The 13,779-nt window shown below is 71.7% G+C and carries 14 protein-coding genes; 8 read left to right on the top strand and 6 right to left on the bottom strand.

Annotated features, from left to right (window positions below):
* Positions 1–36: 36 nt before the first annotated feature.
* Positions 37–1,317: an FAD-binding oxidoreductase gene (locus tag AB0H71_RS18170; RefSeq protein ID WP_357021747.1), complete on the top strand. Its 1,281-nt coding sequence runs from the start codon at positions 37–39 to the stop codon at positions 1,315–1,317.
* Between the two features lie 60 nt (positions 1,318–1,377).
* On the opposite strand, the gene AB0H71_RS18165 is transcribed toward AB0H71_RS18170, so the two are convergent.
* On the bottom strand, positions 1,378–1,794 hold the full coding sequence (locus AB0H71_RS18165) for a cytochrome c oxidase subunit 4 (RefSeq protein WP_357021745.1): 417 nt from the start codon (positions 1,792–1,794) through the stop codon (positions 1,378–1,380).
* Positions 1,795–1,807: 13 nt separating this feature from the next.
* Entirely contained in the window at positions 1,808–2,809 is a 1,002-nt protein-coding gene (locus tag AB0H71_RS18160; protein ID WP_357021742.1) for a cytochrome c oxidase subunit II, read from the bottom strand.
* Positions 2,810–3,155: 346 nt separating this feature from the next.
* Between AB0H71_RS18160 and asnB the strand changes: the two genes are divergently transcribed.
* A complete protein-coding gene (gene asnB / locus AB0H71_RS18155) occupies positions 3,156–5,096 on the top strand; it encodes an asparagine synthase (glutamine-hydrolyzing) (protein ID WP_357021739.1) in 1,941 nt (646 codons plus the stop codon).
* A 380-nt stretch (positions 5,097–5,476) separates the two neighbouring features.
* On the opposite strand, the gene AB0H71_RS18150 is transcribed toward asnB, so the two are convergent.
* Positions 5,477–6,448: a carbohydrate kinase family protein gene (locus tag AB0H71_RS18150; protein WP_357021736.1), complete on the bottom strand. Its 972-nt coding sequence runs from the start codon at positions 6,446–6,448 to the stop codon at positions 5,477–5,479.
* Positions 6,449–6,546: 98 nt separating this feature from the next.
* Positions 6,547–6,903 (bottom strand): iron-sulfur cluster assembly accessory protein, encoded by a 357-nt coding sequence (locus AB0H71_RS18145; protein WP_067655095.1) that lies wholly within the window; start codon positions 6,901–6,903, stop codon positions 6,547–6,549.
* Between the two features lie 175 nt (positions 6,904–7,078).
* Between AB0H71_RS18145 and AB0H71_RS18140 the strand changes: the two genes are divergently transcribed.
* Entirely contained in the window at positions 7,079–7,738 is a 660-nt protein-coding gene (locus tag AB0H71_RS18140; protein WP_357021733.1) for a DUF3043 domain-containing protein, read from the top strand.
* A gap of 63 nt (positions 7,739–7,801) precedes the next feature.
* On the opposite strand, the gene AB0H71_RS18135 is transcribed toward AB0H71_RS18140, so the two are convergent.
* On the bottom strand, positions 7,802–7,963 hold the full coding sequence (locus tag AB0H71_RS18135) for a hypothetical protein (protein ID WP_233016702.1): 162 nt from the start codon (positions 7,961–7,963) through the stop codon (positions 7,802–7,804).
* Positions 7,964–8,049: 86 nt separating this feature from the next.
* Between AB0H71_RS18135 and AB0H71_RS18130 the strand changes: the two genes are divergently transcribed.
* The 5 genes from AB0H71_RS18130 to AB0H71_RS18110 all read left to right on the top strand — a co-directional run bounded on the left by AB0H71_RS18130 (position 8,050) and on the right by AB0H71_RS18110 (position 12,616).
* Positions 8,050–9,018, top strand: coding sequence for a helix-turn-helix domain-containing protein (locus AB0H71_RS18130; RefSeq protein WP_357021731.1), 969 nt, complete (start codon positions 8,050–8,052; stop codon positions 9,016–9,018).
* A gap of 10 nt (positions 9,019–9,028) precedes the next feature.
* Positions 9,029–9,670, top strand: coding sequence for a bifunctional adenosylcobinamide kinase/adenosylcobinamide-phosphate guanylyltransferase (locus AB0H71_RS18125; RefSeq protein ID WP_357021728.1), 642 nt, complete (start codon positions 9,029–9,031; stop codon positions 9,668–9,670).
* 75 nt (positions 9,671–9,745) lie between these two features.
* A complete protein-coding gene (gene cobT / locus AB0H71_RS18120; RefSeq protein ID WP_357021725.1) occupies positions 9,746–10,825 on the top strand; it encodes a nicotinate-nucleotide--dimethylbenzimidazole phosphoribosyltransferase in 1,080 nt (359 codons plus the stop codon).
* A 91-nt stretch (positions 10,826–10,916) separates the two neighbouring features.
* On the top strand, positions 10,917–11,660 hold the full coding sequence (locus AB0H71_RS18115) for an adenosylcobinamide-GDP ribazoletransferase (protein ID WP_357021977.1): 744 nt from the start codon (positions 10,917–10,919) through the stop codon (positions 11,658–11,660).
* A 242-nt stretch (positions 11,661–11,902) separates the two neighbouring features.
* Positions 11,903–12,616 carry an MBL fold metallo-hydrolase gene (locus AB0H71_RS18110; RefSeq protein ID WP_357021723.1) on the top strand — a complete coding sequence of 238 codons (714 nt, stop codon included), beginning with the start codon at positions 11,903–11,905 and terminating at the stop codon, positions 12,614–12,616.
* A 61-nt stretch (positions 12,617–12,677) separates the two neighbouring features.
* On the opposite strand, the gene AB0H71_RS18105 is transcribed toward AB0H71_RS18110, so the two are convergent.
* On the bottom strand, positions 12,678–13,775 hold the full coding sequence (locus AB0H71_RS18105; protein ID WP_357021720.1) for a branched-chain amino acid aminotransferase: 1,098 nt from the start codon (positions 13,773–13,775) through the stop codon (positions 12,678–12,680).
* Positions 13,776–13,779 lie beyond the last annotated feature (4 nt).

Genomic DNA, 13,779 nt, shown 5'->3' with positions numbered 1-13,779 from the left:
CGCGCGAGCGGGCGCGCTGTGGTTGACTTTCGTGCCATGAGCACGTCGCACTTCGCCGCCGCCACCGAAGAATATCTGCCCCGCGATACCGCCGATGTGGTTCGCACCGTGCGGGATTCACGAGGTCGCGCGGAGCGGCTGGAGGTGCGCGGCGGGGAGCCGGTCGAGGACAGGCTGGAGCTGCCGGATCAGCGCGCCGTCGTCTCCATGCGGCGGATGAACCAGGTGCTCGACATCAACCTGGGCCGGCGCACGGTGCGGGTGCAGGCGGGGGCGAAGCTCTCCGACATCGACCGCAGGCTCGGAGCGCACGGGCTCGGGTTGCCGATCGTGGGCGACCACCGCGATATCACCGCGGGCGGCTTCGCCTCGGTGGGCGGGGTGAGCACCGCCTCGCACCGGCACGGGCTGTTCATCGACCAGATCACCGATCTGGAGTACGTGGACCCGGACGGCCGGATCGGCACCGCGGGCCGCGGCCACCACACCGAGCGGTTCCGCCGGATCCTCGGCGGCGGCGGCCGGGCGGGCATCATCACCGCGCTCACCCTGGACGTGGTCGAGGTGGACAAGGACCACACCTGGCTCACCACCGACGCCGACCGCTTCCTCGACTTCGACTCCTTCGTCGAGCACGCGCACGCGGAGATCAGCAGCCCGGGCGAGTCGGTGCTGCAGGTCGGCCGCTGGGTGGACACGGCGCGGCTCAAGGTCTCGCGCCCGGTCGGCACCGGTCACGTGCAGCTGGGCACGGTGCGCTTCGGCCAGTGGTCGAGCCTGCACCACACCACCCCGACCCGCTCGCTGCGCGCCCGGCGCGATCTCGGCACCCGCACCCGCAAGTCGCTCGGCGCCATCGCCTCCGCCGCCAGCGGCAAGGCGGGCGCCCCGGTGCGCAACGCGGCCGCGGGCGCGCTCATGTTCGCGCCCAAGGTGCTCACGCTGCGCGATGCCGAGTACCTGGCCGACACCGTGATCAGCTCGGCCGAGCGCGGCCCGGCCTACCGGGTCGGGATCTTCGCGCCGCTGGCCAACTACGCCTCGGTCTTCTACCGGCTGCACGACCTCTTCGCCGGGCTGCGCGAGGAGACCGGCTGCTTCACCGTCATCTCCGCCATGACGTACGGGGTCCGCTCCGGCTATCTGCGGGCCGAAACCGCGCGCCGGGACCTCCCGGGCACCGACCACGGCCTGATCGCCTTCACGGCCCGGCTGCGCCCCTCGGCGCTCCCCTCCGAGCAGCTGCGCGCCCTGGTGGCCGAGATCGACGAGATCTGCCGCTCGGAGAACGCGCTGCGCTACGAGTCCACGCAGTAGCCCCGGACAGAACAGAGCGCCCCACCGGACAAACCGGTGGGGCGCTCCGCGTTCGGCGGGTCAGTGCTTCTCGGGACCCATGTGGTACTCGAAGACCAGCCCGGCCGCGGCGGCCAGGATCAGCACCACGCCGGTGCCGATCAGCCAGAACTGGAAGAAGGCCAGCCCGAGCGCGGTCACCGCGCCCGCGCCGGCGAGCAGGATCGGCCACGGGCTGCTGGGCGAGAAGAAGCCCAGGTCGCCGGCGCCGTCCACGATCTCGGCATCGTCGTAGTCCTCGGGGCGCAGGTCGAGCCGGCGCGCCACGAAGCGGAAGTAGGTGCCGATGATCAGGGAGAGGCCGCCGGTCAGGACGATGGCGGTGAGGCCTGCCCACTCGATCCCGGTGCGGGACTGGGCGGTGAAGAAGCCGTAGACGGCGCCCACGATGATGAAGAACACCGTGAGCAGCTCGAAGATGCGCGCTTCGATCCTCATGTCAGATCAACCCTCACTTGCTCTCGGCCGCAACCGCGGTCTTCGTCGTGCGGTCGGTGTCGAACGGGCGGGTGGAGGTGGCCACCGGCGACTCGCCGATGGACTCGAGCGCCTCGGCATTGGTCCGGCCCTGCTGCCGCGCCTCGAGGTACCGGGTGAACTTCTCCGGCGAGACGGCGCGCACCTCGAAGTTCATCATGGAGTGGAAGGTGCCGCACATCTCCGCGCAGCGGCCGACGAAGGCGCCCTCCTTCTCGATCTCGGTGATCTGGAAGACGTTGTCGGAGTGGTTCTCCTTGGGGTTCGGCATGACGTCCCGCTTGAACAGGAACTCCGGAACCCAGAAGGCGTGGATGACGTCGGCGGCGGCGAGCTGGAACTCGATCACCTTGCCGGTCGGCAGCACCAGCACCGGCACCTCGGTGCTGGAGCCGACCGTCTCGACCTTGTCGTAGTGCAGGTAGGAGAGGATGTCGTTGGCCGGCTTGCCGTGCACCGGGCCGGGCTGCGGGTGGCCGTGCTCCTCGTCGACCCGCTCCTTGTACTCCTCGAGCTGCTCCTGCGCCTGGTCCTCGCGCACCGTGTCGATGCCGTCGAAGCGGAAGCCGTCCTTGAAGTCCACGTTCCGGTAGCCGAACTTCCAGTTCCACTGGAACGCGGTCACGTCGACCGTGACGTCCGGGTCCGGCACCTTCTCGTGCACGTAGTTCTGCACCACGACGGTGAAGTAGAAGAGCACCGCGATGATCACGAACGGGATCGCCGTGTAGGTGAGCTCCAGCGGCACGTTGTAACCGGTCTGCCGGGGGAACTCCGGGGAGTCCGGCTTCTTCCGGTGGAACACGACGGTCCAGAAGGTGAGCCCCCAGACCAGCACGCCCATCGCCAGCGCGGCGACGACCGACCAGGTCCACAGCTCGCGCATCCGCTCCGCCTGCGGGGTGACACCCGAGGGCCAGCCGAAGCGCAGCCAAACATTGTCGATCGAGCAGCCGGAGACGAGCAGGGCGGTCATCCCGAGGGACACCACCAGCCCGGCCCGGCGAAGGACGCGGCTCCGCCGACCCCCGGCGGGTCGCGCCCCGATCTCTTCGCTCGCCTTGTGCGCCACGCTCACGCCTTCCTGGTCGCCACACATCCCGACTGATTCAGGGCACCTGAAAATGTCCTGAGTACTACGCAGCGTAGACCAAACCGGCGCCCCGGTCGCCGCCGGGTCGGCTTCGACACGCGTGACCGGGAGGTTCCCCCGGGGCCGGTCCGCGCACCGCGCCGCCCCCGCGGGTGCGGCATACTCGGGCAGAACATTTCGACTTCCCCGGGCACCAGCCCCGGCCGACCGAATCGAGGGTGCCGACACCGTGTGTGGACTGCTCGGCTTTCTGACTTCCGACGTGGCGGCACCGGACACCGTGGAGCGGGTGTACGACGCCCTGCACTGCGTCCGCCATCGCGGGCCCGACGAGCGCGGCACCTGGCACGACGACCATGTCATCTTCGGCTTCAACCGGCTCTCGATCATCGATATCGAGCACTCGCACCAGCCGCTGCGCTGGGGTCCGGCGGAGAACCGCGAGCGCTACGCGCTGACCTTCAACGGCGAGATCTACAACTACCTGGAGCTGCGGGCGGAGCTGGCCGCCGCGCACGGCGCCGAGTTCGGTGCCGAGCCGATCTTCCGCACCGAGGGCGACAGCGAGGCCATCGCCGCGGCCTTCCACTACTGGGGCCCGGAGGCGGTGCGCAGGCTGCGCGGCATGTTCGCCTTCGCGATCTGGGACACCGAGACCGGCGAGCTCTTCCTGGCCCGCGACCCGTTCGGCATCAAGCCGCTCTTCCTGGCCACCGGCCCCGGCGGCACCGCCTTCGGCAGCGAGAAGAAGAGCCTGCTGGAGCTGCTGCCCGCGCTCGGCCTCAGCGACGAGCTCGACCCGCGCGCGCTGGAGCACTACACCGTGCTGCAGTACGTGCCGGAGCCGGAGACGCTGCACGCCGATATCCGGCGGCTGGAGTCCGGCAGCTACGCCACCGTGCGGCCGGGCGCGGCGCCGGAGATCACCCGCTACTTCGAGCCGCGCTTCCCGGTGCGGCCGTTCACCGGGAACCCGCAGGACCGGTACCGCGAGATCGCGGCGGCGCTGGAGGACTCGGTCGCCAAGCACATGCGCGCCGACGTGACCGTGGGGTCGTTCCTCTCCGGCGGAATCGACTCCACCGCGGTGGCGGCGCTGGCCATGCGGCACAACCCGAACCTGATCACCTTCACCACCGGGTTCGAGCGCGAGGGGTACTCCGAGGTCGACGTGGCCGCGGAGAGCGCGGCGGCGATCGGCGCGCGGCACATCGTCAAGGTGGTCTCGCCCGCCGAGTTCGCCGCCGCCATCCCGGAGATCGTCTGGTACCTGGACGACCCGGTGGCCGACCCGGCGCTGGTGCCGCTGTACTTCGTGGCCAAGGAGGCGCGCAAGCACGTCAAGGTGGTGCTCTCCGGCGAGGGCGCGGACGAGCTCTTCGGCGGGTACACCATCTACCGCGAGCCGCTCTCGCTGAAGCCGTTCGAGCGGCTGCCGCGCGGGCTGCGCCGGCTGGCCGGGCGGCTCTCCGAGCGCATCCCCGACGGCACCCGCGGCAAGAGCCTGCTGCACCGCGGCTCGCTCACCCTGGAGGAGCGGTACTACGGCAACGCGCGCAGCTTCAGCGACGCGCAGCTGCGCTCGGTGCTGCGCGAGTTCCGGCCGGAGTGGACGCACCGCGACGTCACCGCGCCCATCTATGAGCGCTCCAGCGGCTGGGACCCGGTCACCCGCATGCAGCACCTCGACCTCTTCACCTGGCTGCGCGGCGACATCCTGGTCAAGGCCGACAAGATGACCATGGCGAACTCGCTCGAGCTGCGCGTTCCCTTCCTCGACACCGAGGTGCTGAAGGCGGCCGAGGGGCTGCCCTACGAGCAGAAGATCAGCCCCGACACCACCAAGTTCGCGCTCCGGCAGGCGCTGGAGGGGATGGTCCCGCCGCACGTGCTGCACCGGGCCAAGCTCGGGTTCCCCGTTCCGCTGCGGCACTGGTTGCGCGGGACCGAGCTGCACGATTGGGCGCGGGCGCAGATCGCCGATTCGCAGACCGATCACCTGCTGGACAAGGGGGCTGTCGCGCGGATGCTCGCCGAGCATCGCGAGGGGCGGTCCGATCACAGCCGGCGGCTGTGGACTTTGCTGGTGTTCATGGTGTGGCACGGGGTGTTCGTGGAGCAGCGGATCAAGCCGGAGATTCAGGAGCCGAGCTACCCGGTCTCGCTCTAGGTTTTCGTCCGGGTGCGGAAACCTCCCGCTAGCGCGGGGGTTTCCGCAGTTCGCGGGACGTATGACGGGGGCTCCGCCCCCGCACCCCCAGGGGCGGTCACCCCACCCCGGGTGATCGTCCGCCCCCGGGCTCGCCTACACCCGAGCTCTCGCCAACCTCCGAGCTCTCGCCGACCCCGCGGCTCACGCCATCTCCCGGGCTGTCGTCCCACCGCTTACCTCTTGCACCGACTCAACAGCTCGCGCCGGATTCAGCGAGGCCCGACGCTTCGCCCCGGAGGGGCGGGGGTGTGGGGGTTCACCCCCACGTCACCTTCTCCCGGAAAGCAGGCGAAGGCGCCCCGCGCGAGCGGGAGCGCCTTCGCCGGACGGAGAAGAGTTCAGAGCACCCGCTCGATGTCGGCGGCGGCTTCGGGGCCATACGCCTTGGTGAGCCGCTCGACGGCATCGACCTTGTCCAGGGCCCACTCCTGGGTCCCCATGGTCTCCAGCACGAGGACCGCGACCAGCGACCCGAGCTGGGCGGAACGTTCGAGGCTGAGCCCGGCGGTGTGCCCGGTGAGGAACCCGGCACGGAACGCGTCACCGACGCCGGTCGGCTCCACCTTGGTGTTCTCGGGGACGACACCGACCTCGATGGTGGTCCCGTCGCGGTCGACGACGAGCACCCCGTCACCGCCGAGCGTGGTCACCCGGATGCCGACGCGCGCGGCGACCTCCTCCTCGGTGAGCCCGGTCTTCTGCAGCAGCAGCGCCCACTCGTACCGGTTGGTGAAGAGATAGTCGGCGCCGTCGATCAACTGCACCGCCTGGTCCCCGTCGAGCCGCGCGAGCTGCTGCGAAGGGTCGGCCGCGAATCGAATCCCCAGTTCGCGGCACTCGGTGGTGTGCCGCAGCATCGCCTCGGGATCGTTGGCCCCGACCAGCACCAGGTCGAACTCGTGCTTCTCGGCCAGCTCGCCGATGCCGATATCGCGGGATTCGCTCATGGCGCCGGGGTAGAAGGAGGCGATCTGCGCCATGTCGTCGTCGGTGGTGCAGACGAAGCGGGCGGTGTGCGCGGACTCGGAGATCCGGACGGCGGAGCAATCCACCCCGCCCGCCTCCAGCTTGCCCCGGTAGGACTCGGCGAAGTCGGCGCCGACCGCGCCGACCAGCAGCGGATTACCGCCGAGCTGGCCGATGGCGTAGGCGATGTTGCCCGCGACGCCGCCGCGCCGGATCTGCAGGTCGTCGACGAGGAAGCTGAGGGAGACGTGCTCGAGCTGATCGGCGAGGAGCGCGTCCGCGAACCGCCCGGGGAAACGCATGAGGTGGTCGGTCGCGATGGACGCGGAGACAGCGATGGTCACGAGGCGGAGTCCTTCGACGGTAGGCGGCCTGCGTGAGAGGCACGCAACGGCGTTGGGCCGGGACAGAACGTCCCGGCCCACACCGTATCAATCGATCGTCAGTTGAAGGAGTCGCCGCAGGCGCAGGAGCCGGTGGCGTTCGGGTTGTCGATGGTGAAGCCCTGCTTCTCGATGGTGTCGACGAAATCGATGGAGGCGCCTTCGACGTACGGCGCGCTCATCCGGTCCACCGCGAGGTTGACGCCGCCGAACTCGACGGTCAGGTCGCCGTCCAGGTTGCGGTCGTCGAAGAACAGCTGGTAGCGCAGGCCCGCGCAGCCACCCGGCTGCACCGCGATCCGCAGCGCGAGATCGTCGCGGCCCTCCTGGTCCAGCAGCGCCTTCGCCTTGGCGGCGGCAGCGTCGGTCAGCTTCACGCCGTGGGTGGCGGTTGCGGTCTCGTTCTGCACAGTCATGGACTCTCCTAGGGACAGCTGTGGTCGCCCGCGAGCGATGCACGCCGAATCGTGCCGGTCGGGCAGGTTCAACGCCACTCGTCGGGCCGCTATTCCATCTTGCCACCCGCGGGCTCCCCCGTGCCGCCCGGGACCGGAGTATCGCGTGATCCGTGTCATCGAATAGCCTGGTCGGGTGAAGTTGTTCCGTCGTGGCGAGTCCGATACCACCGACGCGACCGCCGTCACCACGGCGGACGCGAGCGCAGAGGCGGGCGCCGTGGCCACGGCCGCCACCGCGGGCAAGGGCCGCCCCACCCCCCGGCGCCGGGATGCCGAGGCCCGCAAGCGCGGCCCGGTCGCCCCCGCCCCGTTGACCTCGAAGGAAGCCAGGGCCCGCCGCAAGGCGACCCGCGGCAGCAAGGCCGACCGGAAGGTGGCCGCCGCCGAGCGCCGCGCCGCCGCCCAGGACCGCCGCGAGCGCATGCTGGCCGGCGAGGACAAGTACCTGCTGCCGCGCGACCGCGGCCCGGTGCGCGCGCACGTGCGCGACATCGTGGACGCCAGGCGCAACCTGGTCGGGCTGTTCATGCCGATGGCGCTGGTGCTGATCCTCTCCATGTTCGCCGCGCCGGGGCTGCAGACCATCGTCACGCTGGCCATGCTGGTGATGATGGCCTTCATGATCGTGGAGGGTGTCTTCCTCGGCCGGATCATCAACAACCGGGTGCGCGAGCGCTTCCCGGACACCACCGACACCGGCTTCAAACTCGGCTGGTACGCCTTCGTGCGCGCCTCGCAGATCCGCAAGATGCGCGCGCCCAAGCCCCGGCTCAGCCCGGGCGACCCGGTCTGAGCCCCCAGCTCACGAGAACGGCCCGCCGGTGTACCGGCGGGCCGTTCTGGTTCGGGGGCGGGGTCACCGGTGATGACCCACCCGGGTGGAGAGCGCCGCCAGGTCGGCGCGGAACCGTTCGGCGTCCCGATCCTGGACGGCGCCGGAGCCGGCCCGGGCGGGGCCGGCGGCGACGAGCGCTCCGAGCAGCAGGACGACGGCGAGGGCGAGCAGGAAACCAATCATGGCAGTAATTTTTCGCTCGTTGAGATCCCGCCGAAAGTGGCAGCTCTGACATTGTTCGTCAAGATCCGGCCAGCTACCCTGATGGCATGTTGCGCAAGGTCGCGGTCGTGCTGGAACAGAACATGGCCATGTTCGAGTTCGGCGTGGTCTGCGAGGTCTTCGGGCTGGACCGCACCGAGCAGGGGCTGCCCGGCTTCGACTTCCGGGTCTGCGGCGCCGACCCGGGGCGGCCGCTGCGCTCCTCCACGCCCGGCGTCACCGTCACCCCGGACTACGGCCTGGACCAGCTGGCCGGAGCCGATCTCGTCGCCGTCCCCGCCTTCCCGGTGACCGCGCTGGACGACGGCCTCGACCCGCGGCTGGTCGACGCGGTGCGCACCGCCGCCGACGCCGGCGCCATCGTGCTCACCGTCTGCTCCGGCGCCTTCCTCGCGGGCGAGGCCGGGCTGCTCGACGGCCGCAAGTGCACCACGCACTGGCGCTACGTCGACGATCTCGCCGCCCGCTACCCGGCCGCCACCGTCGACCCGGACGTGCTCTTCGTGGACGAGGGCAACCTGGTCACCAGCGCGGGCACCGCGGCCGGGATCGATGCCTGCCTGCACCTGGTGCGCCGGGAGATCGGCAGCGCCGCCGCGAACGGCATCGCCAGGCGCATGGTGGTGCCGCCGCAGCGCGACGGCGGGCAGCGGCAGTTCATCGAGCGCCCGATCGCCGAGTGCACCTCGGACAGCCTCGGCGCGACGCTGACCTGGATGAGCGAGCACCTGGAGCAGCAGCACACCGTCGAGGAGCTGGCCGCCCGCGCGCGCATGTCCACCCGGACCTTCGCCCGCCGGTTCGCCGCCGAGACCGGCACCACCCCGGTGAAATGGCTCACCACCCAGCGCGTGCTCTACGCCAAGCACCTGCTGGAGGACTCCGACGACGGGCTGGAGCGGATCGCCGGGCTGGCCGGGTTCGGCTCGGCGGCGCTGCTCCGGCACCACTTCCAGCGGCAGGTGGGGATCGCGCCCACCGAGTACCGGCGCCGGTTCGGCACCGAGCCCCGGTAACCTGCGCGGCATGGGTGACTCCCCAGCCGGGCCGCGCACGCTGGTGCTCGGCGGCGCGCGCTCCGGCAAGTCCGCGCACGCCGAGGAGCTGGTGGGCGCCGCGGGCCCGGTCCGCTACCTCGCCACCGCCGTGCCCGACCCCGCCGACCGCGATTTCGCCGCGCGCATCGCCGGGCACCGCGCGCGCAGGCCCGCGCACTGGGAAGTGCTGGAAGGCGCAGACCTGGCCGCGGTGCTCGCCGGACACCCCGGCGACCCGCACCCCGCCCTCGCCGGACAACTCGGCGACCCGGCCCCCGCCCGCACCGGAGACCCCGGCGCTCCCGCCCAGGCCAGGAACCTCGCGGACCCGGTCCCGGCGACGCTGGTCGATGACATCGGCACCTGGCTCACGGCCAGGATCGACGCGCTCGACGCCTGGGAGTCGCCCCGCGGCACCGTCGCGCCGGATACCCATGCCCTGGTCGCGGCGGTCACGGAGTACCGGCACCGGCTGGTGCTGGTGAGCCCGGAGGTCGGGTTCGGGGTGATTCCGGCGACCCGCTCCGGCCGCCTGTTCCGGGACGAGATCGGCGCCCTGAACCAGCGCCTGGCCCGGGTCTGCGACGAGGTGGTGCTGGTGGTGGCCGGGATTCCGATGCGGGTGAAGTAGCGGGCGGCCGCATCGGACACTATGGAGCGGCAGCGCGCGGCCACCGGCCCGCGCCGGAACGCGGAAAGGCTGACAGTGACACACGGATTCGAACCGGTCTCCGCTCCCGACGCCCTCGTGCGCGCGGCCGCCGTGGCGCGCCAGGCGCAGCTCACCAAGCCCGCGGGCGCGCTCGGCCGGCTCGAGGAGCTGGGGAACTGGGTCGCGGCCTGCCAGAGCGCCTGCCCGCCCGCGCAGTTCGAGCGGGCGCGGGTGGTGGTCTTCGCCGGGGATCACGGGGTCGCGCGGCACGGGGTCTCGGCGTACCCGAGCGAGGTGACCGCGCAGATGGTCGCCAATATCCTCGGCGGCGGCGCCGCGGTGAACGCGCTGGCCGCGGTCGCGGGCGCGACCGTCCGGGTGGTGGATATCGCGGTGGACGCCGACACCGAACCCGATATCTCCGCGCACAAGGTCCGCCGGGGCAGCGGCTCGGTGGACCGGGAGGACGCGCTCACCGAGGACGAGGTGCGCACCGCGCTGGCGGCGGGGGTGGCCATCGCGGACGAGGAGATCGACGCCGGCGCCGACCTGCTGATCGCGGGCGACATGGGGATCGGCAACACCACCCCCGCCACCGCGCTGATCGCCACGCTCACCGGCACCGAGCCGGTGGCCGCGATCGGCCGCGGCACCGGGGTCGACGACGCGGGCTGGAGCCGCAAGCTGGCCGCCATCCGGGACACCATGCGCCGCACCCGCCCGGTCGCCAAGCAGCAGCCGGTGGCGCTGCTCCGGGTCGGCGGCGGCGCCGATATCGCCGCCATCACCGGATTCCTGGCCCGCGCCGCCGCCAGGCGCACCCCGGTGATCCTGGACGGCACGGTGGTGACCGCCGCCGCGCTCATCGCCGAGGATCTGGCCGACGGCGCCAAGGCGTGGTGGGTGGCCGGGCACCGCTCCAGCGAGCCCGCGCACCGGCTGGCGCTGCGCCACCTGCAGCTGGAGCCGCTGCTCGACCTGGACATGCGGCTGGGCGAGGCCTCCGGCGCGCTCGCCGCGCTCCCGCTGCTCCGCGCCGCCGTCGCCACCCTCGGCGAGATGGCGACCTTCGGCGACGCGGGCGTCAGCACCAGGGGCGAAGCTACAGCTCCCGCCCCGAACCTGCGGAAGTGAACCGGGCGATCCCGGCCGCGGCTCCGCGCGCGGCGACCGGCGGAAGGCGACAGCTGCCCGCCCTCGACCGCCGCCGAGACGCGGTCCGGTGATCACCGGGCTCAGGTTGGCGTTCTCCTGGCTCACCGTGCTGCCGGTGCGCGGGCCGGCCGAGATCGACCGGAGGGCGGCGGGGCGTGCCATCGCGGCGGCGCCCGTCGCAGGAGTCCTGCTCGGCGCCTCTGCCACCGCGATCCTGTGGGCGCTCACGGCGGCCGGGACGCCGACGGCGCTCGCCGGACTACTCGCGGTCGGCGCCCTGGCTATGGGTACCCGCGGCATGCACCTGGACGGCCTGGCCGACACCGCCGACGGCCTCGGCTGCTACGGCCCACCCGAGCGCGCCCGCCGCATCATGAAGGAGGGCGGCATCGGGCCGTTCGGCACCGCCGCCCTTCTGTTCGCCGTGCTCACCCAGGCGCTCGCCTTCGCGGAGCTCGCGGCGGCCGGGCTCTGGGCGGGCGTGCTACTCGCGGTGGCCACCGGCCGGGTGGCCGCGGTGCTCGCCTGCGTGCGCGCCCCCGCCGCACCGGACACCGGCTTCGGCACCCTGGTCGCCGCCACCCAGCGCCCGCTGACCGCCGCGCTCTGGGTCGCCGCCACCCTCGCCGCCGCCGCCCTGCTGCCCGGCGCGGCCCCCTGGCACGGTCCGCTGGCGGTGGCGGCCGCGCTCGCCGGCGCAGCACTGCTGACGCAGCATTGCGTCCGCCGTTTCGAGGGGCTCTCCGGCGATGTGCTCGGCGCGGCAGTGGAATTCGCCACCGCCGCCACCGCCGTCCTGCTCGTCCTCGGCTGAGCCGGCGAAACCTGCCGAGAGCCTGATACCGTGCCGGGAATTCGGAGATTTACCCCGCGACCAGTGCAATTCAGCTATTACCCGGCACGCCCCCACGTTTGTTTCCGGCACCCGCCAGGCAATCAGCGCGCGTTATTCCAAACGGGCATCGGTCAAACGTGTCGACCACCACAGTCTGGGTCAGTGGACATTTTCCGGCCGACTCGCACGCATCGTCTGGGTCGCACAATAAGGTGGACGCCATGTCTTCCGAGCGCCTCTACTTCCGCCAGCTGCTGTCCGGCCGGGATTTCGCCGTCGGCGATCCGATCGCGACGCAGATGCGGAATTTCGCGTACCTCATCGGCGACCGGGAGACCGGGGAGTGCGTCGTCGTCGATCCCGCCTATGCCGCGGGCGATCTCGCGGACCTGGCGGAGGCCGACGGCCTGCGCCTCACCGGCGTGCTCGCCACCCACCACCACCCGGACCACGTGGGCGGCACCATGCTCGGCTTCACCCTGCGCGGCGTGCGCGAACTGCTGGAGAAGACCAGCGTCCCGGTCCACGTGAACAACGCGGAGCTGACCTGGGTCGCCAATGTCACCGGTATCGCGGAGAGCGAATTCACCGGGCACGAACACGGCGACAAGCTCCGCGTCGGGACTTTCGAGATCGAATTGTTACACACGCCCGGGCACACGCCGGGCAGTCAGTGCTTCCTGTTCGAGAATCGGCTCGTCGCGGGCGACACGCTGTTCGTCGACGGTTGCGGCCGCACCGATTTCCCGGGCGGCGATTCCGACGAGATGTTCCGCAGCCTGCGGCACCTCGCCGGGCTGCGCGGCGACCCGGTGGTCTATCCCGGGCACTGGTACTCGCAGGAGCCGAGCGCGCCGCTGACCGCGGTGCGCGAGAACAACTACGTGCTGCGCCCGCAGACGCTCGACGAATGGCACATGCTCATGCCGGGCTGAACCCAGCACACTCCCGGCAGCGCTGCCGTCCGTTCCGGACGGCAGCGCCGGGCCGCCCGGATCAGAAGCGGAAGAGCCAGTCGTGGGTGTCGGCGAAGGTGCCGCGCTGAATACCGGTCAGGGTGTCGCGCAACGCCAGGGTGACCTCGCCCGGCTCGCCACCGCTGATGGCGACTTCGCCTTCGGGCGAACGCACCCAGCCGACCGGGGTGATGACCGCCGCGGTGCCGCAGCCGAACACCTCGGTGATCGCGCCGGAGGCCGCGCCGTCCAGCCACTCCCGCACCGAGACCTTCCGCTCCTCCACCCGGTACCCGGCGTCGGCGGCGAGCGTGATGAGCGAGTCGCGGGTGATGCCGGGCAGCAGCGAGCCGGAGAGCTCCGGCGTCACCAGCGTGGCCTCCGACCCCGAGCCGAAGACGAAGAACAGGTTGTTGGTGCCCATCTCCTCGACGTAGGCACGCTCCACGGCGTCCAGCCAGACCACCTGGTCGCAGCCCCGCTCGGTGGCCTCGGCCTGGGCCAGCAGCGAGGAGGCGTAGTTCCCCGCCACCTTGGCCTCGCCGGTGCCGCCGGGCGCGGCGCGCACGTACTCGGTGGAGAGCCACACCTTCACCGGCTTCACGCCGCGCGGGAAGTAGGCGCCGGCCGGCGAGGCGAGCAGCAGGTACTTGTAGGCGGCGGCGGGCTTGACGCCGAGCCCGGCCTCGGTGGCGAACATGAAGGGCCGCAGGTAGAGCGAGTCCTCGCCGCCCGCGGCGGGCACCCAGCCGGCGTCGACCTCGAGCAGCGCGCGCACCGACTCGATGAAGAGCTCGTCCGGTAGCTCGGCCATGGCGAGCCGGCGCGCCGAGCGGCGGAAGCGCGCGGCATTGGCGTCGATCCGGAAGCAGGCGATGCCGCCGTCCGGCTGCCGGTACGCCTTGAGCCCCTCGAAGATGGCCTGGCCGTAGTGGAAGACCATGGTGGCCGGATCCATCTGCAGCGGCGCGTACGGCTCGACCCGCGCGTCGGTCCAGCCGCCGTCCCGGTAGTCGATGGAGACCATGTGGTCGGTGAAGAACCGGCCGAAGCCGGGGGCCGCCAGAATCTCCTGTACCCGCTCCCCCGGCGTGCGGGCGGGATGCGGAATACGGGCGAACTGTGCAGCAGCGGTCATGCCC

Origin of the sequence: Nocardia sp. NPDC050697 (assembly GCF_040654395.1) — a bacterium.
Classification (GTDB): Bacteria; Actinomycetota; Actinomycetes; order Mycobacteriales; family Mycobacteriaceae; genus Nocardia.
The sequence above is the reverse complement of the archived record's forward strand: the minus strand, read 5'-3'. Positions and strand labels throughout refer to the sequence as shown.